This window comes from Streptomyces sp. NPDC086147 (assembly GCF_040702165.1).
Classification (GTDB): domain Bacteria; phylum Actinomycetota; class Actinomycetes; order Streptomycetales; family Streptomycetaceae; genus Streptomyces.
Genome location: NZ_JBFBJO010000027.1, coordinates 13,278 through 37,541, shown reverse-complemented (window position 1 = coordinate 37,541; position 24,264 = coordinate 13,278). Strand labels below are relative to the sequence as shown.

The window sequence follows — 24,264 nt, the reverse complement described above, 5'->3', positions numbered from 1 at the left end:
AACCTCTTGACACGCTCGTTTCCGGGGTTTTACGTTTCCGTCACCTTGAGAGCGCTCTCAGCCATTTCCGAGCCCCGGCTTCCGGCCTCTCGAAGACAGCCCCCGCACCCCCACGCATCCCCGTACGGGTCCGTACGGGCCGCACCCGCATCGAGCTCCACCCTCCTGAGCTCCCATCCGTCGCGACGACATGAGGTGCCCCTTCATGCCATCCCCCCGCACCCGGCCCGCCGCAGCGCTGGTCCTGGTCTCCGCCCTCGCCGCCGTGGGACTGGGCCCGGCCGCCGCCCCGGCGGCCGCGGCCACCGTCCCGGCGGGCGCCGGAAGCTACTCCGACACCCGCCCCGCCGGCACCTCCGGCCCCACCACCAACACCGGCGCCCCCGTCACCCCCAAGGTCACCGCCGCCGCCCAGGGCAAGCCCGTCCCCACCAACGACTGGTGGTCCTCGCTCGCCTTCCAGCGCTACGGGGACAACCCGTACTCCACCCCCATGTACGGCCACCCGCTCACCTACCAGGCCGTCTCCGGCGGCCTGGAGGTCGGCTACCCCACCAGCCCGGCGATCGTCGGCGACGGGCGCCAGTACGAGTTCGCCCACAAGCGCGACCTCACCCTCGGCCTCACCGGCCTGAACTCGCCCGACACCAAGGCCGACGCCTGGTCCGACTGGACCGTCACCCCCTACTGGTCCGACGGCGCCCGCACCCTGCGCACCACCATCGGCCACGGCCTGCCCTTCGTGTACGCCCGGGGCACCGGCGGCGACGCCCGGATCACCACCGCCACCGCGCCGACCGTCTTCTCCGACCAGGGCAACGTCCTCGGCATCACCGTCGGCGGCCACCACTACGCCCTCTTCTCGCCGAGCGGCACCGACTGGAACGTCTCCGGCTCCACCATCACCGCGGGCCTCGGCGGCAAGGACTACTTCTCCGTCGCCGTCCTGCCCTCCACCGACGCGCTCGCCACGTACCGCAAGTACGCCTACAGCTTCGTCACCGGCTCCGCGGTGAACTGGAGCTACGACGCCGGCACCGTCCGCGCCACCTACAGCCTCACCACCGAGGCCAGGGAGGGCACCGAGCGCGGCACCCTCCAGGCGCTCTACCGCCACCAGTGGCTGCACACCACCGATCCGCTGACCCCGTACACCTACGTCTCGCCCCGGGGCACCATGAAGGTCCGCGAGGCGGCCTCCTTCACCACCGCCCAGAAGGCCGCCGCCACCCTCCCGGGCCTGCCCGGCGCCGGCGTCGACACGGCCCGGCTGCGCGGCTACCTGAACGAGGTCGCGAACTCCTCCGACCCGTTCTCCGGAGCCGTCGACACCTACTGGACCGGCAAGGCCCTCGGCAAGCTCGCCCAGCTCGTGCCGCTCGCCGACCAGATCGGCGAGGGCGCGGTCCGCGACAAGCTCCTCGGCCTGATCAAGGGCCGTCTCCAGGAGTGGTTCACGGCCGGCGGCGCCACCGAGTTCTCGTACGACAAGGCCTGGAAGACCCTCACCGGCTACCCGGCCTCCTACGGCAGCGACACCGAGCTCAACGACCACCACTTCCACTACGGCTACTACGTGTACGCCGCCGCGATCGTCGCCCAGTACGACCCGAACTGGGCCGCCGACTCCGCCTGGGGGACCATGGTCAAGACCCTGGTCCGCGACACCGCCAACCCCAGCCGCACCGACAGCGCCTTCCCCTTCCTGCGCGGCTTCGACGTCTACGCCGGACACAGCTGGGCCAGCGGCCACCAGGGCTTCGCCGCCGGCAACAACCAGGAGTCGTCCTCCGAGTCGACCAACCTCAGCGCCGCCCTGGTCCTGTGGGGCGCGGCCACCGGCGACACCTCCCTGCGCGACCTCGGCACGTACCTCCTGACCACCGAGGGCGAGGCCATCTCCCAGTACTGGTTCGACGCCGACCAGCAGGTCTTCCCCGGCTCCTTCCAGCACGACACCGTCGGCATGGTCTGGGGCAGCGGCGGCGCCTACTCCACCTGGTGGACCGCCAACCCGGAGGAGATCCACGGCATCAACGTCCTGCCCGTGACCAGTGGCGGCTCGCTCCAGCTCGGCGGCCGCAAGGACGCGATCCGGCGCAACATCGCCGAGATGGAGCGCGAGAACGGCGGCCCCGCCGTCGAGTGGCGCGACATCCTCTGGGAGTTCCAGTCCCTCGCCGACCCCGGCGCCGCCAAGGCCAAGTGGGACGCCGGGCACGCCGGATACACCCCGGAGGCCGGCGAGTCCAAGGCCCACACCTACCACTGGCTCACCGCGCTCGACACGCTCGGCGCCCCCGACACCACCGTCACCGGATCGATCCCCACCTCGGCCGTCTTCACCAAGGGCACCACGCGCACCTACGTGGCCCACAACCACGGCTCGACCGCCCGCACGGTCACCTTCTCCGACGGCAAGTCCCTCTCCGTCCCGGCCCGTTCCACCGCCTCCGGCAACGGCACGGCGGGCCCCGGACCCGACCCCGACCCGGAGCCGGGCACCGGCAACACCTTCCAGCTCCGCACCGGCGGCACGCTCACCACGGCCACCGGCGCCACGGCGGGCAGCGACACCCTCGCCTCGGCGCAGGGCGGCAACCACGACGGCACCCCGAACAAGCCGCTCGTCTACGTCGCCAAGAACGTCAACGGTACGCTCCGGGCGGGCGGTTCGACCGCCTTCCGGCTCCAGGTCGACGCCGGCACGTCGGTCGGCCTCGGCCAGCAGGCCCGGATCAGCTACGACCTCACCGGCGACGGCACCTTCGACCGCACGGAGACGTACCACTACTTCGCGACCGACCCGGTGACGGGCTGGGAGGAGTACGCCCAGTCCCGCGGCCTGAAGTCCGCCACCGGCACGCTCGGCAACCTGCGCGGCGGAACGGTCCGCCTGGAGGTCTGGAGCGCGATCGGCAACGGCGACGGGCGGCTCCAGACGGGCACGGACCGCTCCGTGGTGGTCATCCCGTACGACTGACCCCGTAGGGGAGCGGGGAACGGGGCGGCGGGCCCGGGTGACGCACCCGGGCCCGCCGCCCTTTCCCGTACGGGAGACCCCCGGCGCGCGGTCAGGCGGAGGCGCGGCGGACCAGCGAGGTCGGGGTGATCACGGAGCCCGGGATCTCGGGCCCGGTCCCGTCCAGCAGCCGCATCAGCAGCTTCACCATCAGCCGGCCCATGCCCTCGATGTCCTGGTGCACGGTGGTCAGGGCGGGCGAGGTCCGGCCGACCACCGAGGCCATGTCGTCGAAGCCGACGACCGCCACGTCCTCCGGCACCCGCACCCCGCGCTCCCGCAGGGTGCGCAGCGCGCCCGACGCCATCAGGTCGTTGGCGACGAACACCCCGTCCACGTCCGGCCGCCGGTCGAGCAGCTCCGCCATGGCCCGCGCGCCGCTCTCCTCGGTGAAGGAGCCCGCGCACAGCAGCTCCGGATCGGCGTCGTGGAGGACGTCCCGGTAGCCGTGCAGCCGGTCGACCGCCGAGGTCTGGTCGGCGGGGCCGGAGATGTGGGCGATGTTCCGGCGCCCGAGGCCCACCAGGTGCCGCACCGCCTCCCGGGCGCCGCCCCGGTTGTCGCAGTCGACGAAGGGCACGGCCGGATCGGTGCCGGGGGCGGGCCGCCCGCCGACGACCACCGGGATCCGCGCCCCCTCGATCACGGCCGGCAGGGCGTCGTCGCTGTGCAGCGAGAACGCCAGCGCGCCGTCGACGTGCCCCCCGCCGAGATAGCGGGCGATCCGCTCGTGGTCCCCGGGGCCCTCCACCCACAGCAGCACCAACTGGGAGTCGTGCGCCGTCAGTTCCCGGCTGATGCCGCGCACCTGCTGTTCGAAGAACGGGTCGGAGAAGATCCTGAACTCGGGCTCCGCGATGATCACGGCCACGGCGCCGTTGCGCCGGGTCACCAGGGTGCGGGCCGCGTGGTTGGGGACGTAACCGAGCTCCTCGACGGCCCTGCGCACCTTCTCGACCAGGGGAGCGCGCACGCCGGCGCCCCCGTTGACGACCCGGGAGGCCGTGGCGCGGGACACGCCGGCCCGCGCGGCGACGGCTTCCAGCGTGGGGCGGGACCCCGTGGTCTGCTCGGACAAGGCGGGCGCTCCTCGACTGCGTCGGCTGGGCGGTGTACCGGGTCGTACGGGGCGCGCACGGGTACGATGCGCGCTCTCGTCCGGTCCAGGATATCTGTAACCCCCACCTTCTGAGAGCGCTCCCAAGGGGAACGTCCCCTCTGCGGACACCGCCTCTCGGAAACCCCGTTGCCCCCTTTCCCGAGCCCCCGCTACCGTCGGGGTCCTGGGCCCGTCCGGCGGATCAGGGCCCACGACGTGTAGCTCAGCAGCAGAGCGCCGGGCTCGGGACCCGGAGGGCGCGGGGGCGGAACCCGCCACGTCGGCTCATGGACACCCACGCTGACAAGCAGCCGCCGACCCCTTCCGCCTCCTACGCCGAGGGCCGCCTGGCCCGTGCCTTCGTCACCGCGCTCACCCACGCGGACCCCGCCACGCGTGCGCGTGCCGAGGAACGGGTCCGCGGCTGGCGCCAGGTGCTCGCCGGAACGGCCACCGGCACGCTGCGGATCGGCTCGCGCACCCCCGTGCGCGGCCTGCCCGCCTGGGTGACCCCGGAAGTGCTGCACGGCGGCTTCGCCACGGGCGCCGCCCGGGCCGGCGGCCCCCTCCTGCCGTACGAGGCCGAGGCGGCGCGGAAGGCCGGAGTGCCGGAGGACCGGGCGGCCCTCTTCGCCCACCACCTCACCGAGGAGGGCCTCGCGGAGCTGTGGGCGCTGCTCGACGGCACCCGCTACGAGGTCACCGTCCCCGAGGAGGCCGCGCTGCTCACGTTGGCCTGGCTGGTGCGCGCCGGGGAGACCGACGCGGCCCTCGGACTCGTCCGGGAGATCAGCCCGTTCGCGGCCACGCTGCGGTTCACCCCGCGCCCGTCCGCGACCCCGGCGCCCGTCACCGACGCCGTACACCGCCGCACCGTCGCGCAGGCCGGGGCCGCCCTGGCCCGCCGGGGCCCGAACGACGCCGTCGAGACCCAGCGCGAGGCGCTCCGCGTCTGGCGGCCCTTCGCCGACGACCTGCTCCGGCACTGGCTGGAGACGGCGGGCCCCGACCACCGGGTCCTGGACCGGACGCCCGACGACGGGTGGCACGCGCGCGGCGCCGCCCTCCTCGACCGCTACCGGCTCCTGGCCGGCGAGCACACCCGCTGCGGCGGCCACCGCGACCCCAAGGGCAATCTCGGGATCCTGCGCGGGGCCCTGGAGGAGACCGTCGCCGGCCGTCCGCCCGACGCGCGGCGCCTCGGGCTCCTGCGGCACGCCACCGCCTCGATGGTCCGCAAGCGGGGCCTGCCCGGCTCGGAGCGGCACACGGCGGTACGGAGCGCCCAGGCGGCCCAGGCCGCGCTGCCCTCCCACCACGACCTCGCCCACCTCGTCGCCGACCGGATGTCCGCGCTCCCGCAGGACACCGGCGCCGCCGACCCGGCCGCGCTCCTCGTCCCGGTCACCGGGGCCGAGCAGCGGCGCTCCGGCCTGCCCGCCGGGACGGCCGTGCCGCCCGCGGTCCGCCGCGTGGTCGAAAGGGCGCGGAGCGCGCCCCTGCCCGTCCTGGTGGAGTCCGGCGTGATCCCCTCCGCCGAGGTGCTGGCCGAGCTGGTGCCCCAGCTCGTCGCCGCCGAGACGGCCGGGGCCTACCGGGACGCGCCGCTGCGCGCGCTCATGGCCGCGCACTACCGGGCGTTCCGCGACCGCCGCTCGCTGCTGCTGCTCGACCTGGAGCGGCAGGTCCGGCCCGAGGAACTGCCCTGGGTCCGCGCGGTGTCCGCGCGGCACCGCTCCGACGCGCGCGTCCGCGACTCCGCCCACGCGACGCTGCGGCACCTCGCCGAGGTCGCCGTGGACGGCTTCCCCGGCACCCTGCTGCCCAACCCGCTCGTCCGCGAACTCGCCGTGCTCGCGCGCCGGACCGACCTGGACGCGCCCCTGGTCGAGGAGCTGGCCGCCGACATCTTCATGGGCACCTTCAGCCCCAAGTTCGCGGCCGCGGCCGCCGTGGCGGGGGAACTGCTCGAAGGCTCGCTGTACGAGAGGTACTACGGCATCGACTACGCGGCCGTCTACGTCCTGACCGAACGGGGCTCCCGGCGACCGGCGTTCCGGGGGAGCGGCGCCCGGCACGCGCCGGACTTCGCCGCCCTCTGCCACGAGCGGGCCGGTCAGCGCCCCTCCGGCGGCTCGTGGAGCGTGGCGGGGAACGGCTCGGTGATCGAGCAGGCCCAGATCCTCACCACCCACAACCTCGCCACCCTGGTCCACCGCGTCGGCGTCGCGCCCGCCTCCGGCGGGGCGGAACTCGCCCGCCGCTGCTTCGCCGCGGTGTGCCGTCTGACGGACCGGGCCCGGCACGAGCGGCGCCCGCTCGGCACGGTGAAGGACGCGGCGTACGCCTGGCGGCAGATGCTGTTCCACCTGTCGCTGTGCGACGGGGCGACGGCGGCCGGGGTGCTGGCCCGGCTGCCGGAGGAGACCGCCCGTCACCCCGCCCCGGTGGCCGCCCGGCTGGCACCGGCCCTGGCCGGTCTCCGCATGGTCGCCGACGGGGGCTCCTTCTCCGCCGACGGCACGGCGGACGCCGGACGCGCCCGGCGGCTGACCGGATGGACCACGACGGGCGGGCACTGGCTGTGCGGGGACCGGGATGACCACCGGGCTTCTTAGGATGAGGACGTGACACCGGACGAAGCGGAATACCTCGATCAGCTGCATGCCGAGCGGCGTTGCTACGCCTGGGCCATGCACCGCCACGGCGGCATGACGCCGGAGGAGGCCGAGCGGGACGCCCTGGAGTTCTACCCGTACGAACCGGAGAGCGAGCCGTACCGTTGGCTCGTCTTCCACGACCACTCCTGGCACTGGGCGATGCGGGCGATCCACGGCGACCGGTACGCCACGGACCATCCGGAACTGGCCGAACCGTCACCGGAGTACCTGGCCCTGGGGTGAGGGCGCGCCGCCCCGTGACACGACACCGCCCCCGTGTGCTCCTGGCACGCGGGGGCGGCGTCGTACGCGTCGGCCGGTCAGCCCGCGGCCGGGACCTCGGTCCGGGCCGGGGTCTCCGCGTCGGACGTACGGGCGGCCAGCGCCTTCTGGGCGAGGAAGCCGAAGACCACGGCGAACACCACCCACAGCACGACCTGGACGCCGAGCGAGGCCAGGCGGAACTCCCACAGCAGCTTCGCCGGGAAGCCCGCCTTGACCGCGTCGTCGTTCGCCGGCAGGACCGCGAAGGCGAGGGCCGTCACGGCGACGAAGCCGAAGCCGGCCACCAGGCTCGCGTTCCAGTTGCCCAGGCGCGGCGCCAGACGGCGGCCGAGGATCACCGCGCCGACGCCGAGCAGCACGCTGAGCAGGATCATCAGGAAGAACAGGGTGGTGCGCTTCCCGATGGTGTCGGGGTTGCCGACGGCCGGCGGGGTCGCCGGGTACTTCAGGAACGGCACGAGGTAGACGGTGGTGAAGGCCGCCGCCGCGGTCAGCGCCGCGGTGGCCCGCGGGCTGAACCGGCCGATGCGGCCGAGCGCGAACGAGAAGGCGAGCGCGGCGACGCCGCCCAGCGCCACCCCGTAGACCAGGACGCCGGTGGCCAGGCCGAAGGTGGACTGCGCGGAGCGGCTGACCACCTCCTCCTCTTCGGCCTCCTCGCCGGCGCCGCCGCCGTGTCCGGCGTGGGCCGCCTCCTGGGCGGCCTGGGCCTCCTCCACGGCGATGGAGCCGTCCACGGAGGGCTCGCCGCCCACGTAGGCCACGGCGAAGGCGAACAGACCGGCGATCAGACCCGCGAGCATGCCGCGGATCAGCAGGGTTCTCACAGTCGAGGCGTGCATGTGTTCGTCGCCTCTCAGTGGCACGGGAAGCCGAGCAGGTGGCGCCCGTCGTGCACCCACTCGTGCACCTCGGAGCCCGCGAAGAGGGAGGTGGCACCCTGCTCCGCGCCCACGAAGTACAGCGCGATCAGCGCGAGAAGGCCGACGAAGAAGGCCCAGGGCAGTACGGCCCGCACCGGCAGCGGAGCCGGTACGGCCACGGACGGGGTGGAAACGGCAGCGGAGACGGCAGCCTCGGCCATGATGAAACCTCCTGCGGGAACGCGCGTCCCAAACGGTGGTGCAGGACGACGGTCCACGGGTCTGACTCGCCGCCGCACCCCTCGCCAGGGACGCCTCGGCACACAGTGGCGCGACCGTGCCGGGTTCCCACCGGACTTCCGTCTCGCCGTCGTCACGCTGTTCAAATGTCGCCTGACCGTACCGCGTGACGTGGACATTGTTAAGGGCGTGAGGCCCGGATCACGTTCCGTGCGCCCCGGCCGGAGCGCTCGCTTCCCCTGGCCCGTACCGTACGGGGGACCGCCCCGCCGCCCCGTACCGGCGCCGACCGCGAAGGACCCCGATGACAGTCCGGCTGGCGCTCGTCCCGCCCGCCACGAACGACGCGCTGCGCGAGGTCCGGTTCGACGACGACGGCCCCCTCGACCCGGCCGGACTCGCCCGCGCCGAGGCCCTCGCGACCGCCTTCGGCCCCGCCACGCGCGCGTACGCCTCGCCGTCCGTACGCTGCCTCGGCACCGCCCGGGCCCTCGGCCTGCGGGCCGAGCCGGCGGACGGCCTGGCCGGCTGCGCCATGGGGCGGTGGCGGGGGAGGACCCTGGAGGACGTCGCCGCCACCGAGGAGGCCGCGCTCGCCGCCTGGCTGTCCGACCCGGAGGCCGCGCCGCACGGCGGGGAGTCCCTCCGCGACCTGCGCGTCCGGGTCGGGGCCTGGCTCGACGCGCTCCAGGAGGGATCGGGGCGCGTCACGGCCGTCGTCGAACCGGACGTGGTCCGCGCCGCCGCGGTCCACGCCCTCGGGGTGCCGGACGGAACCGCCCGGCGCCTGGACGTCCGCCCTCTGACGGCCGTGCACCTCAGCGGGCGCGGCGGCCGCTGGAACCTGCGCGTCGGCGAACCGCTCACCGGGTGACGGAACGAGAAGGGGAGGGGCCACCGGTGGCCCCTCCCCTTCTCGTCGTACGCGCCTCAGACGGTCCGCTTCCACTCCCTCAGCAGCAGATAGCCCAGGTACGCCCCTCCGACGGCCATCGTGTAGAGGCCGACCGGCAGGTCGTCGAAGAGCGGCAGCTGCTGGGCCGCGAGGTCCGCGAGCACCAGGAGCAGGGCGCCCAGCACGGTCGACATCACGAGCTGCGGCCCGCCGCTGCGGGTGACCCGCTTGGCGATCTGCGGCGCCGTCAGGGAGATGAAGGCGATCGGGCCGGCCACGCTGACCGCGCCCGCGGACAGCACGATCGACAGGGCGACCGCCGCCGTCGCGGTCCGGTCCGGGCGGGCGCCCAGACCGGTGGAGAGGTCGTCGCCCATCTCGCCGATGTTCAGCGGCCGCGAGAGCAGCGCCGCGAGCGGCAGACAGACGAGCAGCACCGCCCAGATGACCGTCGCGTCGTCCCAGGAGCGGGCGGAGAGGCTGCCGTTGATGTACGCGGTCAGGGCGCTCGCCTTGTCGCGCTCGACGGCGTAGACCACGTACTGGGTCAGGGCCGTCGACATGGCGGCCACGCCGATGCCCGCCACGACCAGGCGTCCCGGGTTGCGGAACCCGGTCCCGGTGGAGACGTACACGAGTCCCATGGCGGCGACCGCGCCGACCAGGGAGCCGACGGAGACCGGGACGGTGTCGGGGAAGAAGAGCGCGGCGGCCGCGGCCCCCGCGCCGGAACCGGCGCTGAGCCCGATCACGTCGGGGCTGCCCAGCGGGTTGCGGGTGACCGACTGGAACAGGGCCCCGGACAGGCCGAGGGCCGCGCCGGTGGCGATGGCCACCACGAGCCGGGGGCCGCGCAGCCGGTTCAGGACGAAGGCGTTCTTGCCCGTCGCCTCGCCCATGAGCGCCGACGGCAGATCGGCGAGGTCGATGCCCAGCCTGCCCATCGAGAGCGTCGCCACGCCCGCCCCCAGCAGGAGCAGCACCGACAGCACGGCGGCGATAAGGGAGGAGCGGCGCACGGGGATCGCGACCCGGGGGCCGATCCGCACGAGGACGCGCCCCGCGGGACGCGACGGCCCCACGGCCGGGCCCCCGGTCCGGATCTCGGTCCGGTCGGCGGTCTTCATGCCGCTCCCCTCATACGACGGACGGCGAAGAGCAGCGCGGGCGCGCCCACGAACGCGGTGACGACGCCGACCATCAGCTCCTCGGGACGCAGCAGCACCCGGCCGACGACGTCCGCGAGGAGCAGCAGCGTGGGGCCCGCGAGCGCGGTGAACAGGATCTGCATCCGGAAGTCGGCGCCCACCAGGGCCCGGACCAGGTGCGGGACGGCGAGTCCGACGAAGGCGATGGGGCCCACCGCCGCCGTGGCCGCCGCACTGAGCAGCGTCGCGGCGAGCAGCCCGGCGCCCTTGACGCGGGCGGGGCTGATGCCGAGCGAGGCGGCCTTGTCGTCGCCCATCGCCATGGCGTTGAGCCCGGGGGCGAGGACGACGGCGAGGAGGAGACCGGCCGCGGCGAACGGCAGCACGTCCCACAGGACGTCGAAACCGCGCCCGCCGAGCGACCCCACCACCCAGTAGCGGTACGTGTCGAAGACCTTCGGCCGGGACAGCGCGACGGCCTGGATGAAGGCGGCGAGGATCGCGGAGAGCACCGCGCCGGCCAGTACGAGCCGCACCGGACTGCCGCCCCCGCCGGCCGTGCCGACGACATGGACGAGGACGCCGGTCGCCAGGGCGCCGGCGAGGGCCCACCAGATGGTCTCCCGCTGCCCGGACGCGCCGAGGAACGCGGTGGCGGCGACGATGCTCGCCGACGCGCCCGCGTTGATGCCGAGGAGCCCCGGCTCGGCGAGCGGGTTGCGGGTGATGCCCTGCATCAGCGTGCCGGCGATCCCGAGGCAGAGGCCCGCGAGCACCCCGAGCGCGGTGCGCGGGTAGCGGCTCTCGACGACGGTGCGGAGGTACTCGTCCCCGCCGCCGGTGACGACCCGCAGGACGTCGGAGAGGGACGTCGGCTTGCTGCCGAACATCACGCTGGCGAGCAGGGCAAGGGCGAGCAGGACCAGGCACAGGACGGCTGCTGCTAGGTACCGGGCAGGGCCCCGCCGTGCAACGGCGGGGCCCTGGGCGGTCCGGGAGAGTGTGGTCACGCCGGAATCCGTCGTTACTTCCCGGCCTTGGCGACGGCCTTGTCGATCATCGGCAGGTAGCGCTCGATGCTGTACGGCACCGTCAGCGGGTTGATCATCGAGGAGGCGGTGACGAACGGGGTGTCGTGGCTGTAGACGAGCGCGCCCTTCTTCACGGCGGGGATGGCCGCGTACAGCGGCTGGGCCTCGACCGTCTTGCGGGACTTCTCGTCCATGTAGAACGTGAAGGCGATGTCGCTCTTCGAGAGCTTGTTGGCGTTCTCCAGGCCGATCAGGGCGGAGTCGGTGCCCTCGGTCTCCTTGAAGGTGTTCACCACCGGGTCGACCTTGAGGCCCAGCTTGGAGACCATCGCGACGCGCTGCTCCTCGGGCTTGAAGACGCCGAGGGTGCCGGGGCCGGTGTTGTAGATGTACGAGAACGTGACGTTCTTGTAGTTGGGGCGGGAGGCGGCCGCGTCGGCGAGCTGCTTGTCGATCTTCGACTCCAGCTCCTTGGCCTTCTCCGGCTGACCGAGCGCCTTGGCGACGATCTCGATCTGCTGGTCCCAGTTCGTGCTCCACGCCTTCTCGGGGTAGGCGACGGTCGGCGCGATGTCCTTGAGGACGTCGTACTGCTTCTGGGTGAGGCCGGACCACGGGGCGAGGATGACGTCGGGCTCCAGCTCGGTGATGGCCTCGATGTCGAGCTCCTCGCCGCCCTTGAACTGCTTGGGGAGCGTGGCACCGGACTTCGTCACGGCCTCGTGGATCCAGGGGAGGTAGCCGGTCTTGTCGCTGCCCCAGGGGTACTCCTCGATGCCGACCGGGACGTTGCCGAGGGCGATCGCGGTCTCGGCGGAACCCTGGCCGAGGGTGACGACGCGCTTGGGCTTCTCCTTGATGACCGCCTCGCCGAGGGCGCTCTTGATGGTGACGGGGAACGCGCCCGCCGGAGCCTCGGACGCCGGGCCCGCCGCGTCGTCCTTTTTCTCGTCCGAGCCGCATCCGGTCACCATGAGGCCGAGCGCGACCGCGGCGGCCCCCGCCACGAGGGCGCGGCGGCGAAGAGGGGTGAACACAGAAGGCATGACGGTTCCTTGTCTCCGGGCAGAGGTGTGCGAGGTCGCGCCCACGCCTCTCCGGAGGTGATCACGTAGAGGCGGCGGCCGTCGCGAACGCTTGTTAGGTGAGCCTAACCTATTCGCTCTCGGGGTCGAACACCAGGGGTGTCGACCTTCGGAGGAACGCCGGGGGTGGAAGGTCCGAAGGTGCGACGGGCGGCGTTCGGGCCGCACGCGAACGGGGTAGCCGCCCGCGTGGCGCGGGCCCCCGCGGCAGGGTCCCCTGGAGGATGCAGGGGTTCATGTGCCGGGAGGACGAAAGGCTCACAGGATGATCGCACCGGATCGCCGGCGGACCGGCGGACGGCCGGACCTCCCACCGGCCCGGACAGGGGCGGACGGGCGATGAGCCCGGCGAGGGCCCTCGACCCGAAGCTGTTCGACGCGACCGTGGCGGCGGTCGCCCTCTTCGGAGGCCCCGACCACCTGCTGATCTACGTCAACGCGGCGTACAAGAGGATGCTCGGCGCCCGCCCCCTCCGCCGGCCCGCCCGGGAGGCCTATCCCGAACCGGCCGCCGAGCGGTTCCTGTCCGTCCTGGACGACGTCCTCACCACCGGACGGCCCCGCCAGCTCACCGAGTCCCTGCTGCCCGTACCCGGCGGCCCGGAGGAGGTCCGCCACTTCGTCTCCTCCTGCACCCCCGTCGCCACCCCGGTCGGCGACGGGGTCCTGGTCGTGACCCTGGAGACCACCGCCGAGACCCGCGCGCTCCAGCGCTTCGAGGCGCTGGTGACGGCCGTCTCCCAGATGGTGTGGGTGGTGCGCGCGAACGGGCACGTCGAGGAGATCGTCCCCGGCTGGGAGAAGCTGACCGGCGCCCCCCTGCCCGTCCGGGAGGGCGGGGACATGTACGCCCACGTCCACCCCCGGGACCGGAAGGCGCTCGTCGACGCCTGGCGGAGCGCGCTCGCCCGGCGGCCCCCCGAGATCTACCAGAACACCTTCCGGCTCCGGACGGCCGACGGCTCCTACCGCCACATGGCCACGCGCTGCGTCCCCATCGTGCGGGACGGTCGCGCCGACGAGTGGATCGCCGCCACCGTCGACATCGAGGACACCTGGGGCGCGGAGCTGCGCGAGCACCTCCTCGCCCGGGTGGCGCAGACGTCGGGCGGCGGGCTGGACGCCGCGTTCGCCGCGGTGGCGGACTCGGTCGTCCCCGACCTCACCGACGCCTGCGTGATCCTGCTCCTCTCCCACGAGGAGTGGCCGCTCCCGGAGCACGCGACGGTCACGGCCCGGCGGGTCGCCTCCGCCACCCGCCCCGGACTCCCGCCCGCGCCCGCGCCGATGGGGCAGAGCGTCACGGTCACCCCGGTCATGCGGGAGGTCCTGGAGAGCCGTGAGCCGAGGACGTTCCGGCTGCCGGCGGACGGCCGGATTCCGCCCGGCCTGGTGCCGGAGGTCACCGAGCGGTGGCTCGCCGCGTCCGGCGCCACGAGCATGACCCTCGTCCCCCTGGTCGTCGACGACATCGTCCTCGGGTACGCCACCGCCGCCACCAGCGGGGACACCCCCGTCCCCGAGCCCGCCGACGTCGAGCTGCTGCGCGAGGTCCTGCACCACGCGCAGCGGCCCATCCGCAAGGTCCTCGACCTCCAGCAGGCCCGCCGCACCGCGCTGCGCCTCCAGCGCGCCCAGCTCACCCGCCCGCCCGAGGTGCCCGGGGCGGTCCTGGCCGCCCGCTACCAGCCGGCCAGCCCGGCCAACGAGATCGGCGGCGACTGGTACGACGCCATCACGCTCCCCGACGGCACCCTCGTCCTCGACATCGGGGACGTCGCCGGCCACGACCTCACCGCGGCCGGCGTCATGGGCCAGATGCGCAGCATGCTCCGCGGCCTCGCCTGGAACAAGGGGCCCGAGTGCACGCCGGCGGCCGTCCTCGCCATGCTCGACGACGCCGCCGAAGGGCTCGACGTCGGCTCCTTCACCACCGTCGTCCACACCCATCTGCACCGGTGCCCCGACGGCACCTGGCGGATGACCTGGTCCAACGCCGGACACCCGCCGCCCCTGCTGATCCCCGCGCGGGGAGAGCCCCGCTTCCTCGAAGGCGGCGGCGAGGACCCGCCGCTCTGCGTCGCCCCCGAACTCCCCAGGACCACCCACACGCACGCCCTCGCCCCCGGTGACACGCTCCTGCAGTACACCGACGGACTGATCGAGACCCCCGGCACCTCCCTCGACACCGGGCAGCGCCGCCTCCTGCGGGCGGCCGCGCTCCACCGCGACGAGGCCCTGCCCGACCTGCTCCGTCTCCTCCAGGACCTCTCCGACCACCGCGACGACACCGCCATGATCGCCTTCCGTGCGGAACCGGTCGTCCGGGGCGGGTGAAAAAGCCTCCGATCTGCGAAGGACCGGTTCTTCCCGCCCGGCGGGTCACCCGAATGCCGCGTTCCCCTCCGAGGGAAGGTGTCGTTGAGGGGATGTGTCATCAGCAGTGCCCTTTTTATTCGAATGTGATGACCTTCGCCGCGTGCCACAGGAGGAACGTATGTATGAAGGAACCATTCCTCTCGAGGACTTCCTCGACACGATGAACCGTTTGCAGGCCGATTTCGAGCGGCGCCTCGGCGGCATCGAGCGCGACGTCCCGCCGAAGCCCCCGCACTCCGCACGCGCGCAGGAGACGACCGGCTTCCCGTCCTCCTGGCGGCCCGACGAGACGACCCGGCCCCTCGGCATCGAGGCCATCTGGACCGACGCCCGCCGGGGACGGGAAGGGCGGTCCGACCGCGCGGAGGAGCCCTTCCCCGCTCCGTACCCGGACCCCTTCCGCGACTAGCGGCGGTCGGCGACGGCCGATGGCGGCCCGAGAAGAAACGTTCACTCTGCCGCTGTGAGCCCTCCGGCGGTGGCGGCGGGCGCGAGCGGATCAGGCCGGTGCGCCCCAGGCCTTCGTCAGGCCGTCCAGCCACGCGGGCGGCAGCTCGGCGGCGTCCCACTCCTCGTACAGGGCGGAGGGCGCCGCCGCGAGCCGCTCCAGGACGGCGACGCTGGTGGGGGAGTGCACGAGGGTGTAGCGGCCGTGGATCGCGATGGCGCTGCCCGGCCCGTACTCCGCGTACAGGCGCTCCAGGTGCCCCCGGTGGGTCGTGGCGAACTCCGCCAACCGCCCGGCGTACCGGGAGCGCTGACGGGCGCTCATCGTGCGCAGGACGGCGCCGAGCACCTGCTCGGTGACCTCCGGATCGAGGTCGGAGACATCGGTGAACGAGAGGTAGATCGGGGTGACCGCCACCTTGGTCCGCTCCATCTCCGTGCGCCCGACGGGAGGGCGGTCGTCGGGGGAGTCGGCCGTGGGATCGGCGGCGAGGACCTGCCGCAGGGCCCGCTCGGCGACGCCGCCGAGCTCGTCGGCCACGGCCCGGGCACCGTCGAGCCAACCGGCGGCGTAGGCCTCGCCCTTCCCGTCCGGGGCGCTCCGCCCGGCCCCGCCGACCTCCTCGTACGCGAGGGCCAGGGCGCCCGCCTCGACGAACCCGATCAGCTCCTCCGCGTCCCCGGACCAGACGCCGGCCCGGGCGAGGAGCTGGAGCAGCGTCCTCTTCGCGTTGAGCACGCTGGCCGCGTCGAGCCGCTGCCGTCCCTCTTCGGCGGTGGTCATGGGGTCCTCCTCGTCGTACGGGCGGCACGGTGCGGGTGCGCGGAACGCTCTGTTCGAGCCTACGCAACACCCGTTGCCCCCACGACGCTTCCCCCGCCGTCGCGCGCGTCGACACTCCGCTTCCCGCCGTACGGAGGAGACGGGCAGAGGTACGCGTCCCCGGCCCGGGTCAGCCGCGGTACACGCGCAGCTCCGTCACCTCGTACGACATCTCCGCCGTGCCGGGCTCGGGCGCCGGGTGGTAGCGGCCCGCGCACACCGACAGGTTCACGATGAGGTAGGCGCGCCAGGAGCGGCCCACCCCGCGGCGGTCGTCGAAGGCCCGCGCGCCGTTCACCCACCACACCACCGAGCGCGCGCCGAACTCGATCCGGAAGTCGATCCACGCCCCCGGACGGACGGCCGGGTCCCGGAAGTAGTGGTGGCGGCCCCGGACCCGGTTCGACAGCTCCAGGAGGTCCGGGTTGTCGGGGTGGTACTCGAAGACGTCGATCTCCTGGCCGCCGTCGCGCCAGGTCCAGATCGCCGGCCAGGCGCCGATCTCCGAGGACAGCCGCACCCGGGCCTCCAGGACGTCGCCCGTGCGCACGAGGAACCCCTCGGCGCTGCCCTCGGTGGTGAGCAGCCCGGCGGTCCAGCGGCCGTCGGGCCGGGGGGTCGCCCGGAAGACCCCGCTCCTGCTGTACGCGGGATCGTCCGTGAGGTGGTCGAGCTTGTTGTCGCCGGGGTTCGTCGGACCGCCGTGGGGATAGGCCCAGGAGCGGCCGGCGACCCACTGCTCTGCGGAGGAGAAGTCGGCGTCGAGGACGAGGTTCCGGAGCGGTCGCGCCTGGCCGGGCACCCCCGGCGCCGTTCCCGGCGCGGCCCCGGACCCCACGGGGGGTCCCGTGCCGGAACCGGAACCGCGGCGGAGCAATCGGTCGAAGAAGTCGGAGAGCACGGCTCACTCCTCTCGCACGGGCACGCGTCGGCCCACGGACGATCTGCCCGGTTCCCCACGGAGTAACCACGGAGTGTCACCGATTGGCGACAACTCGTCACCAAATACTGTCACCGAACACCGTCGTCGGACGTCGCCACCGGCTCTCGGCATCGGCCCCCGCCCCGCCGCCGTCACCGTCACCGTCACCGTCACCGTTCCCGGTCTCACCGGGACGGCGGCACTCGAAAGCGCCTCCCCTGGGGTACGTATCAACGCCGTCGGCACCGGCCACCCCCCCGCCCCCTCCTCGCCGGATCCGGCCGGGAGGCGCACGAGGCCCCGTCGCCCGCCGAACCACCGGAAAGCGCGAGAAAGCGAAGGACACACCGTCATGAAGGCACTCCAGTACCGCGCGGTGGGCTCCCCGCCCGAGGTCGTCACCGTCCCCGACCCGGAGCCCGGCCCCGGACAGGTCCTCCTCAAGGTCACCGCCGCCGGCGTCTGCCACTCCGACATCGCCGTCATGAGCTGGTCCGCCGACCAGCTCCCCTTCCCGCTGCCCCTGACCCTCGGGCACGAGGGCGTCGGCACCGTCGAGGCGCTCGGCGCGGGCGTCGAGGGGTTCGCCGTCGGCGACCCGGTCGCCGTCTACGGCCCCTGGGGCTGCGGCACCTGCTTCATGTGCGCGCAGGGCAAGGAGAACTACTGCCTGCGGGCCGCGGAGCTGGGCATCAGGCCGCCCGGCCTCGGCGCCCCCGGCGCCATCGCCGAGTACATGGTCGTCGACAGCCCCCGCCACCTCGTCCCGCTCGGCGGCCTCGATCCCGTGCGGGCCGCGCCGCTCACGGACGCGGGTCTCACCCCGTACCACGCCGTCAAGCGCTCCCTCCCCAAGCTCGTCCCCGGGAGCACCGCCGTCGTCATCGGCACGGGCGGGCTCGGCCACGTCGCCATCCAGCTGCTGCGCGCCATGACCGCGGCCCGGGTCGTCGCCCTGGACGTCAACGAGGAGAAGCTCGCCCTCGCCCGCGCCGTCGGCGCCCACGAGGCCGTGCTCTCCGACGCGTCTGCCGCCGCCGAGGTCCGCGAACTGACCGGCGGACGCGGCGCCGAGGTCGTCCTCGACTTCGTGGGGGTCGCTCCCACGGTGACCTCGGCGGGCGCGATGGCCGCGGTCGAGGGCGACGTCACGATCGTCGGCCTCGGCGGCGGCGCCCTGCCCGTCGGCTTCGGCTCCCCGGCGTACGAGGTCTCCGTGGCCTCCCCGTACTGGGGCACCCGCGCCGAGCTGATCGAGGTGCTCGACCTGGCCCGCGCCGGCTCCGTCGACGTGCACGTGGAGACGTACACCCTGGACGAGGCGCCGAAGGCCTACGAGCGGCTGCACGAGGGGCGCGTCGCCGGACGCGCGGTCATTCTGCCGAACGGCTGACCGCCCCGCCCGCCGGTCCGGGGCGGGGCGGTGGAGGAGGCGCGCGTACCAACTCCCTTGAGTGTGCGCACCGATCCCCTCGAACGTCCTTGCGGCGGCCCGTGTCGATCACGTAACGTCCTGCGACGTGAACACCGGACCGGCTATACGCCACACACGGACGGGCGACCCGGTGGACGACTGACGGCTCGGCGGGTGCGCGGGACGCACCCCCGCCGTTCGACACGAGGACCCCCCAGTGCACGAGCACTGAGCGTCCCCTTCCCTGTCGAACAAGAGCGAGGTCATCCACATGGCAGTCACGTTCAACCACACCATCGTCGCGGCCAAGGACCGGCACGAGTCGGCGCGTTTCTTCCGGGAGCTGCTCGAACTCCCCGAAGCGCCCTCCTGGGGCCCGTTCGCCAACGTCCAGCTCCCCGACGGCGTACTGATCCAGTTCGCCGAGCCCCCGGTGGAGATCCAGATGCAGCACTACGCGTTCCTCGTCGACGACGAGCTGTTCGAGCGGGCCTACGGGCGCCTGCGCGAGCAAGGGATCGAGCACTGGGCCGACCCGCAGATGAAGCGGCCCGGCGAGACCAACACCGAACACGGCGGCCGCGGGGTCTACTTCAAGGACCCCGCGGGCCACGCGATGGAACTGATCACCCGCCCCTACCTGTAGGAACCGCGCGCCGCCGGGCTCAGTCGAGGAACTCCCCGTCCCGCGCCACGACCGCCCCGCCGTGGACGACGACGTCCCGGCGGGGCATGTCGACGACCACCTGCGGCAGGCACTCGCCCCGTACGAGCACGAAGTCGGCCGGGGCGCCCGGCTCCAGGTCGGCGTGGGCGAGGCCCATGACGTCCGCGCCGCCGTGGGTCGCGACCCGGTAGCACTCCGCCAGTTCGTCGTCGAGCCGCACATCCGTCACCCAGCCGAGGATGTGCGCGCGGTGCAGCATGTCGGCGTCGCCGAACGGGCTCCAGGAGTCGCGCACGCCGTCGGAGCCGAGGCCGACCCGCACCCCGTGCTCGCGCAGCCGGGCGATCGGCAGCACCAGGGAGTCCGACGGCGCGACCGTGGTGAGGGCGATGTCCTGCTCGCCCAGGTCGGACGCCACGGAGCCGAGTTCGCGGTCCGACAGGCCCGGCAGGCAGAAGACGTGGCTGACGGTCACCTTGCCGGCGAGGGAGAGGGCGCGGGTGCGTTCGATGATGCCCCGCATGGCCTTCAGACCCGTCTCGCCCCGGTCGTGCAGGTGGATGTCCACGCCCACGCCGTGCCGGTCCGCGATGCCGAAGACCAGGTCGAGCTGCTCGTCGAGGGCGCGGTCGAAACCGATCGGGTCGATGCCGCCGATCATGTCCACCAGGCCCTCGCGGGCCGCGCGCTCCAGGAGCGCCGCCGTGCCCGGCGTGCGGACGACGCCGTGCTGCGGGAAGGCCACGATCTGGACGTCGAGGGCGTGGCGCAGCCGCTCGCGGGCCTCCGCGACGCCCTCCGCGCCCTCCAGGCCGTAGGCCGGGGCCACGTCGGCGTGGGCGCGCATGGCCCGGGTGCCCCGGGCGGCGGCGTGGCTCATCAGACCGTACGCGCGCTCCGCGACGGAACGGCGCTGGGAACGGAACAGCTCCACGTCCTGGGCGACGTAGTCCGCGATGCCGCTCGCCGGCTTCCGTGACACCCAGGAGCCGCCCCAGGTCGTCTTGTCGGGGTGGATGTGCGCGTCGACGAGGGACGGGAGGGCGATGCGGCCGCCGCCGTCGACTACCTTCGCGCCGCGCGGCGCCGGACCGGCCGCGATGCGGCCGTCGACGACCACCAGGTCCGTGGCCCTCTTCGCGCCGAACGGGCGCACGTCGCGGAAGACCACGGCCTTGGCGCGGTGCCCCGCCGCGGAGGACGCCGAGGCGTGCGCCACCGGTGCTCCGACCGCCCCGGCCGCGCCCTCTGCGGCGGCCTGGGCCGGGACGGCCGTGGCGGCCGCCGTGGCCGTGGCCCCGGCCAGGGCGGCGGCCCCGGCCAGCATCGTGCGGCGGGAGAGCGCGCCGGGGGAAGAGGGGGACGGCTGCATGGGGGCTCCTTCGACGATGGACGTCAGCTCCCCGTTTTGTATACCAAGTGCAGGTCGGCGGCAAGGCTCGCGGGAGAAGGGTCACGAAAAGCCAGGTTTCTGAAGCCTTGGAAGAAGAGGCCGGGATAGGATCTGCCGTGTTGGTATACAAATACTTCAGGCGCCGAAGAGCGAGCGCAGCGCGACGGCCCTGCTGTCGCGCACGTGCAGCAGCGTGCTCGCCGCCGCCGCCTCCGGGTCGCCCGCGGCGATGCGCCGGTACATCTCGGCGTGCTGGGCCCGCATGTGCGCGGGCTCCTCGCGCAGCCCGAACAGCAGCCGCAGCTGCCGGTTCAGCTGCTCCATCGTGCGGACGAGCAGGGGATTGCCCGACAGCGCCACGACCTCCTCGTGGAACGCCGTGTGCGCCGCCACCTCGCGGGCCCCCTCGTCGGCCGCCGCGGCCGACTCGGCCCGGCGGAGGGCCGCCTCCAGGGCGGCGGGACTTCCGCCCGCGGCCACGGCCCGCGCCGCGAGCCGCGACGCCTGGACCGCGAGCGGCTCCCACACCTCGTACAGGTGCTCCACGTCGGCGCGTTCGAGCCGGCGCACGCGGACGCCGCTGTGGGGGAGCAGTTCCAGGAGCCCTTCGGCCACCAGGGCGCGCAGCGCCTCGCGCACCGGTACGCGGGACATGCCGAGCTCCTCGGCGACCTCCCGCTCCACCAGGCGGGCGCCCTGTTCGTACCGCCGGTCGACGATCCGCCGCAGGACGGCCTCCCGGGCCCGCGCGCTGAGGGGGCCCGAACCCGCCCCGCCCGAACCCGCCCCGCCCGGATCCGCCGCCTTGTCCGCCGTCACCCTGTCCGCCTCTTCTTCCCTCACCGCGGCCCCCCGTCGGGCGCGTCCGGGGCGAGGATACGCCGGGCCCCGGGGCGGCCCTGATATTCGCGTGCGCCCGCCCCGCCCCGGTGATGGGATCGGTCGATGCGACAGGAGACACCCATGACGTCCACGAAGCCGATGACCGTCGACCGGGGACGGTTCGAGGACGCGGTCACCCCCTGGGAGGACGAGGAGTGGCGCGCGGCCGCCTTCGCGTGGGCGGAGCGGGCGCTCGACCGGCACGACCTGCGCGAGACCGGGACCCGCGAGGTCAGGGTCCGCCCCTGGTCGGTCCTCGTGCGCTTCCGCACCGGGCCCGGGGAGCGCGACGCCGTCTGGTTCAAGGCGGGAGCGCCCGACAACGCCTTCGAGGCGCCCCTCGGCGACGCCCTCGCGCGGTGGGCACCCGGTCACGTCGTGACCCCGCTGGCGGTCGACGCCGAACGGGCCTGGTCCCTGCTCCCCGACGGCGGACCCCTCTTCCGGCACGTCCTGGACGCGGGCGACGCGGGACCGGACTCCTGGGCGCGGGCCCTCGCCCAGTACGCGCGCATGCAGCGGGCGCTGATCCCGTACGCGGACCGGATGACCGCCCTCGGCGTGCCCGACGCCCGCACCGCCCGGCTCCCCGCCCTCTTCGACGGCCTCGTCGCGGACAACCCCACCCTGGACCCGGCGGCCCGCCGCGGCCTCGTGGCCGGGCGGCCCCGCCTGCTCGACTGGTGCGCGGAGCTCGACGCGTACGGCGTCCCGGACTCGCTGGACCACTGCGACCTGCACGACGGGCAGGTGCTCGCCCCCGCCCCCGGCCGCTTCACCTTCTTCGACTGGGGCGACGCGGCCGTCGGCCACCCCTTCGGCAGCCTCCTCGTCCCCGCCCGCGCCGTCCTCGAACGGTACGGACCCGAGCACGCGGGGCGGCTGCGCGACGCCTATCTGGAGCCCTGGACCGATCTCGGCCCCTCCCTCCCGGAGCTGCGCCGCGCCGCGGCGCTCGCCACCCGCCTCGCCGCCCTCGGCCGGGCCGCCTCCTGGTTCCGCCTCTTCCCCGGCACCCCGACCACCGGCTGCGACGAGGCCAGTGCCCACTGGGTGAGGGAACTCTTCCGCGCGACCACGGTGTTCGAGGACGCGGCGGCCTGAGGGCGCCGGCCCGGGAAAGGAGGGGGCGCCGGGGCCTGTTGGTCCACCGGGACGGGCCGCGCCTGTGGTACTGCCTTACGGAAGCAATGTGACGTTTGCCCCGTAATGCCGCGCAATGCCGTGAAAGGTGCCGCCCGTGTCGCAGGAAGAAGAGAGGCCGGAAGGCCGCCGGAAGGGCGCCGAACGGGCGAGGAGCCGGGGGCTGCCGGTGCTGCCGACCCTCCTCACCCGCTCCGACCGGCGCCACCACGCCCGTACCGACCGGATCGTGTTCGGGGTCGCCGCCGTCCTCACCCTGGCCTTCGTCGTCTGGGGAGCCACGGCCACCGAGAGCCTCCAGGACGTCTCCAGCTCCCTCCTCGACGGGCTGATCCGCGACGGCGGCTGGGCGTTCATGCTCGCCGCCTCCGGGTTCGTCGTCTTCGCGCTGTGGCTCGCCGTCAGCCGCTACGGCCGGATCACCCTCGGCCGGGAGGAGGAGGGCCCCGAGTTCCGGACCGTGTCGTGGATCGCCATGATGTTCAGCGCCGGCATGGGCATCGGCCTGATGTTCTACGGCGTGAGCGAACCGCTCGCCCACTACGGCACCCCGCCGCCCGGCACCCACCCCGTCGACTCGGCCGAGCGGATGCAGACCGCCATGGCCACCACGCTCTTCCACTGGACGCTCCACCCGTGGGCGATCTACGCCGTCGTCGGCCTCGCCATCGCCTACTCCAGCTTCCGGCGCGGACGCCGCCAGACCATCAGCGCCGTCTTCGTCCCGCTGATGGGCGAGAAGCGGGCGTACGGCGGTCCCGGCCGGTTCATCGACATCCTGGCCATCTTCGCCACCCTCTTCGGCTCCGCCGCCTCCCTCGGCCTCGGCGCGCTCCAGATCGGCAGCGGCTTCGAGGAGCTGAACTGGATGGAGAAGACCGGCACGGGGCTGCTCGTCGCCATCATCGCGGTCCTCACCGTGGCCTTCGTCCTCTCCGCCGTCTCCGGCGTGGAGAGGGGCATCCAGTGGCTCTCCAACATCAACATGGTGCTCGCGGCGATCCTCGCCGTCTTCGTCTTCGTGGCGGGCCCCACCATCATCGTGCTCGACCTGCTGCCCACCTCGATCGCCGCCTACATCGGCGACCTGCCGCAGCTGGCCGGCCGCACCGAGGCGACCAGCGGGGACGACATCCACGACTGGCTGGGCAGCTGGACCGTCTTCTACTGGGCGTGGTGGATCTCCTGGACGCCCTTCGTCGGCATGTTCATCGCCCGCATCAGCCGGGGCCGGACCATCCGCCAGTTCGTCGGCGGGGTCATCCTGGTCCCCAGCACCGTCAGCCTGATCTGGTTCGCCATCTTCGGCGGCACGGCGATGAAGCTCAGGGAGCGGGGCGAACTGGCCGGGGAGAGCACCCCCGAGGGGCAGCTCTTCGCCGTCCTCCAGGAGTTCCCGATCGCGGGCGCCATGAGCCTGCTCGTGATGATCCTCGTCGGCATCTTCTTCGTGTCCGGCGCGGACGCCGCCTCCATCGTCATGGGGACGCTCTCGCAGCGCGGCTCCTTCGAGCCCACCCGGCCCGTGGTGGTCTTCTGGGGCGTGGTGACCGGCGCGGTCGCCGCGATCATGCTCCTCATCGGCGACGGCGAGGGCGACGCGCTCGCGGGCCTGCAGAACCTCACCATCCTGGTCGCGGCGCCGTTCGTGCTGGTCATGATCGGCATGTGCGTGGCGCTCATGCGGGACCTGCGCAAGGACCCGCTCATCGTGCGCGGCGAGATGGGGGAGGAGGCCGTCGAACTCGCCGTGATCGCCGGACACGAGAAGTACTCCGGGGACTTCGAGCTGCGGATCGGGCCCGGAGAGGGGGAACCGGGCCAGGACGGCCGCTGACGGAGCGCGGGAGGCGGGGCCGGCCTTCC

At 73.7% G+C, this 24,264-nt stretch carries 20 protein-coding genes, 1 tRNA gene and 1 riboswitch; of the genes, 11 read left to right on the top strand and 10 right to left on the bottom strand.

The features are described 5' to 3' along the window. The first annotated feature begins 205 nt into the window (after positions 1–205). Positions 206–2,983: a glycosyl hydrolase gene (locus AB0398_RS31660; protein WP_366379101.1), complete on the top strand. Its 2,778-nt coding sequence runs from the start codon at positions 206–208 to the stop codon at positions 2,981–2,983. Between the two features lie 91 nt (positions 2,984–3,074). On the opposite strand, the gene AB0398_RS31655 is transcribed toward AB0398_RS31660, so the two are convergent. Then, positions 3,075–4,100 (bottom strand): LacI family DNA-binding transcriptional regulator, encoded by a 1,026-nt coding sequence (locus AB0398_RS31655; protein ID WP_366379100.1) that lies wholly within the window; start codon positions 4,098–4,100, stop codon positions 3,075–3,077. A 233-nt stretch (positions 4,101–4,333) separates the two neighbouring features. Between AB0398_RS31655 and AB0398_RS31650 the strand changes: the two genes are divergently transcribed. The 3 genes from AB0398_RS31650 to AB0398_RS31640 all read left to right on the top strand — a co-directional run bounded on the left by AB0398_RS31650 (position 4,334) and on the right by AB0398_RS31640 (position 7,024). Beyond that, positions 4,334–4,405, top strand: a tRNA-Pro gene (locus tag AB0398_RS31650). A gap of 3 nt (positions 4,406–4,408) precedes the next feature. Continuing rightward, positions 4,409–6,739 carry a hypothetical protein gene (locus tag AB0398_RS31645; protein WP_366379099.1) on the top strand — a complete coding sequence of 777 codons (2,331 nt, stop codon included), beginning with the start codon at positions 4,409–4,411 and terminating at the stop codon, positions 6,737–6,739. A gap of 9 nt (positions 6,740–6,748) precedes the next feature. After that, positions 6,749–7,024, top strand: a complete 276-nt coding sequence (locus tag AB0398_RS31640) for a hypothetical protein (RefSeq protein ID WP_366379098.1) — start codon at positions 6,749–6,751, stop codon at positions 7,022–7,024. Positions 7,025–7,101: 77 nt separating this feature from the next. On the opposite strand, the gene AB0398_RS31635 is transcribed toward AB0398_RS31640, so the two are convergent. After that, the gene (locus AB0398_RS31635; RefSeq protein ID WP_366379097.1) at positions 7,102–7,908 is read right to left on the bottom strand and encodes a CbtA family protein; all 807 of its coding nucleotides are present in this window, start codon (positions 7,906–7,908) and stop codon (positions 7,102–7,104) included. A 14-nt stretch (positions 7,909–7,922) separates the two neighbouring features. After that, a complete protein-coding gene (locus tag AB0398_RS31630) occupies positions 7,923–8,150 on the bottom strand; it encodes a CbtB-domain containing protein (protein WP_366379096.1) in 228 nt (75 codons plus the stop codon). A 59-nt stretch (positions 8,151–8,209) separates the two neighbouring features. Further along, positions 8,210–8,290, bottom strand: a riboswitch (cobalamin riboswitch). Positions 8,291–8,473: 183 nt separating this feature from the next. On the opposite strand from AB0398_RS31630, the gene AB0398_RS31625 reads away from it, so the two are divergent. Further along, a complete protein-coding gene (locus AB0398_RS31625) occupies positions 8,474–9,043 on the top strand; it encodes a histidine phosphatase family protein (protein ID WP_366379095.1) in 570 nt (189 codons plus the stop codon). Positions 9,044–9,099: 56 nt separating this feature from the next. On the opposite strand, the gene AB0398_RS31620 is transcribed toward AB0398_RS31625, so the two are convergent. From AB0398_RS31620 to AB0398_RS31610, 3 genes are all read right to left on the bottom strand, one after another. Beyond that, the gene (locus AB0398_RS31620; protein WP_366379094.1) at positions 9,100–10,191 is read right to left on the bottom strand and encodes an iron chelate uptake ABC transporter family permease subunit; all 1,092 of its coding nucleotides are present in this window, start codon (positions 10,189–10,191) and stop codon (positions 9,100–9,102) included. Further along, positions 10,188–11,144: an iron ABC transporter permease gene (locus AB0398_RS31615; protein WP_366379125.1), complete on the bottom strand. Its 957-nt coding sequence runs from the start codon at positions 11,142–11,144 to the stop codon at positions 10,188–10,190. Before AB0398_RS31615 ends, AB0398_RS31620 begins: the two co-directional genes overlap by 4 nt. A 92-nt stretch (positions 11,145–11,236) precedes the next feature. Continuing rightward, positions 11,237–12,289 (bottom strand): iron-siderophore ABC transporter substrate-binding protein, encoded by a 1,053-nt coding sequence (locus AB0398_RS31610; protein WP_366379093.1) that lies wholly within the window; start codon positions 12,287–12,289, stop codon positions 11,237–11,239. Between the two features lie 378 nt (positions 12,290–12,667). Here AB0398_RS31610 and AB0398_RS31605 point away from each other — a divergent pair, with 378 nt between their 5' ends. Continuing rightward, positions 12,668–14,665, top strand: coding sequence for a SpoIIE family protein phosphatase (locus AB0398_RS31605; RefSeq protein WP_366379092.1), 1,998 nt, complete (start codon positions 12,668–12,670; stop codon positions 14,663–14,665). A gap of 202 nt (positions 14,666–14,867) precedes the next feature. Then, positions 14,868–15,116 carry a hypothetical protein gene (locus tag AB0398_RS31600; RefSeq protein WP_366379091.1) on the top strand — a complete coding sequence of 83 codons (249 nt, stop codon included), beginning with the start codon at positions 14,868–14,870 and terminating at the stop codon, positions 15,114–15,116. Between the two features lie 90 nt (positions 15,117–15,206). Here the strand turns inward: AB0398_RS31600 and AB0398_RS31595 are convergent, their stop codons facing one another. Both AB0398_RS31595 and AB0398_RS31590 read right to left on the bottom strand, forming a co-directional pair. After that, positions 15,207–15,938 (bottom strand): hypothetical protein, encoded by a 732-nt coding sequence (locus tag AB0398_RS31595; RefSeq protein WP_366379090.1) that lies wholly within the window; start codon positions 15,936–15,938, stop codon positions 15,207–15,209. Positions 15,939–16,107: 169 nt separating this feature from the next. Continuing rightward, positions 16,108–16,779, bottom strand: coding sequence for a beta-glucanase (locus AB0398_RS31590; protein ID WP_366379124.1), 672 nt, complete (start codon positions 16,777–16,779; stop codon positions 16,108–16,110). A 472-nt stretch (positions 16,780–17,251) separates the two neighbouring features. On the opposite strand from AB0398_RS31590, the gene AB0398_RS31585 reads away from it, so the two are divergent. Together AB0398_RS31585 and AB0398_RS31580 are read left to right on the top strand one after the other, a co-directional pair. Next, positions 17,252–18,292 carry an NAD(P)-dependent alcohol dehydrogenase gene (locus tag AB0398_RS31585; protein ID WP_366379089.1) on the top strand — a complete coding sequence of 347 codons (1,041 nt, stop codon included), beginning with the start codon at positions 17,252–17,254 and terminating at the stop codon, positions 18,290–18,292. 292 nt (positions 18,293–18,584) lie between these two features. After that, the gene (locus AB0398_RS31580; RefSeq protein ID WP_366379088.1) at positions 18,585–18,959 is read left to right on the top strand and encodes a VOC family protein; all 375 of its coding nucleotides are present in this window, start codon (positions 18,585–18,587) and stop codon (positions 18,957–18,959) included. A 19-nt stretch (positions 18,960–18,978) separates the two neighbouring features. Here AB0398_RS31580 and AB0398_RS31575 read toward each other — a convergent pair whose 3' ends face one another. Both AB0398_RS31575 and AB0398_RS31570 read right to left on the bottom strand, forming a co-directional pair. Continuing rightward, a complete protein-coding gene (locus AB0398_RS31575) occupies positions 18,979–20,352 on the bottom strand; it encodes an amidohydrolase (RefSeq protein ID WP_366379087.1) in 1,374 nt (457 codons plus the stop codon). Between the two features lie 156 nt (positions 20,353–20,508). Continuing rightward, positions 20,509–21,192, bottom strand: coding sequence for a GntR family transcriptional regulator (locus AB0398_RS31570; RefSeq protein WP_366379086.1), 684 nt, complete (start codon positions 21,190–21,192; stop codon positions 20,509–20,511). Positions 21,193–21,336: 144 nt separating this feature from the next. Between AB0398_RS31570 and AB0398_RS31565 the strand changes: the two genes are divergently transcribed. After that, positions 21,337–22,359 carry an aminoglycoside phosphotransferase family protein gene (locus AB0398_RS31565; RefSeq protein WP_366379085.1) on the top strand — a complete coding sequence of 341 codons (1,023 nt, stop codon included), beginning with the start codon at positions 21,337–21,339 and terminating at the stop codon, positions 22,357–22,359. A gap of 208 nt (positions 22,360–22,567) precedes the next feature. Further along, entirely contained in the window at positions 22,568–24,235 is a 1,668-nt protein-coding gene (locus AB0398_RS31560; protein ID WP_366379123.1) for a BCCT family transporter, read from the top strand. Positions 24,236–24,264 lie beyond the last annotated feature (29 nt).

What these genes read in the sequence shown, in the direction of transcription:
- AB0398_RS31660 (WP_366379101.1), top strand. Translation starts at nt 206, where the DNA reads ATGCCATCCCCCCGCACCCGGCCCGCCGCAGCGCTGGTCCTGGTCTCC.
- AB0398_RS31645 (WP_366379099.1), top strand. Translation starts at nt 4,409, where the DNA reads ATGGACACCCACGCTGACAAGCAGCCGCCGACCCCTTCCGCCTCCTAC.
- AB0398_RS31635 (WP_366379097.1), bottom strand. Translation starts at nt 7,908, where the DNA reads ATGCACGCCTCGACTGTGAGAACCCTGCTGATCCGCGGCATGCTCGCG.
- AB0398_RS31630 (WP_366379096.1), bottom strand. Translation starts at nt 8,150, where the DNA reads ATGGCCGAGGCTGCCGTCTCCGCTGCCGTTTCCACCCCGTCCGTGGCC.
- AB0398_RS31625 (WP_366379095.1), top strand. Translation starts at nt 8,474, where the DNA reads ATGACAGTCCGGCTGGCGCTCGTCCCGCCCGCCACGAACGACGCGCTG.
- AB0398_RS31620 (WP_366379094.1), bottom strand. Translation starts at nt 10,191, where the DNA reads ATGAAGACCGCCGACCGGACCGAGATCCGGACCGGGGGCCCGGCCGTG.
- AB0398_RS31610 (WP_366379093.1), bottom strand. Translation starts at nt 12,289, where the DNA reads ATGCCTTCTGTGTTCACCCCTCTTCGCCGCCGCGCCCTCGTGGCGGGG.
- AB0398_RS31605 (WP_366379092.1), top strand. Translation starts at nt 12,668, where the DNA reads ATGAGCCCGGCGAGGGCCCTCGACCCGAAGCTGTTCGACGCGACCGTG.
- AB0398_RS31600 (WP_366379091.1), top strand. Translation starts at nt 14,868, where the DNA reads ATGAACCGTTTGCAGGCCGATTTCGAGCGGCGCCTCGGCGGCATCGAG.
- AB0398_RS31595 (WP_366379090.1), bottom strand. Translation starts at nt 15,938, where the DNA reads ATGACCACCGCCGAAGAGGGACGGCAGCGGCTCGACGCGGCCAGCGTG.
- AB0398_RS31585 (WP_366379089.1), top strand. Translation starts at nt 17,252, where the DNA reads ATGAAGGCACTCCAGTACCGCGCGGTGGGCTCCCCGCCCGAGGTCGTC.
- AB0398_RS31580 (WP_366379088.1), top strand. Translation starts at nt 18,585, where the DNA reads ATGGCAGTCACGTTCAACCACACCATCGTCGCGGCCAAGGACCGGCAC.
- AB0398_RS31575 (WP_366379087.1), bottom strand. Translation starts at nt 20,352, where the DNA reads ATGCAGCCGTCCCCCTCTTCCCCCGGCGCGCTCTCCCGCCGCACGATG.
- AB0398_RS31565 (WP_366379085.1), top strand. Translation starts at nt 21,337, where the DNA reads ATGACGTCCACGAAGCCGATGACCGTCGACCGGGGACGGTTCGAGGAC.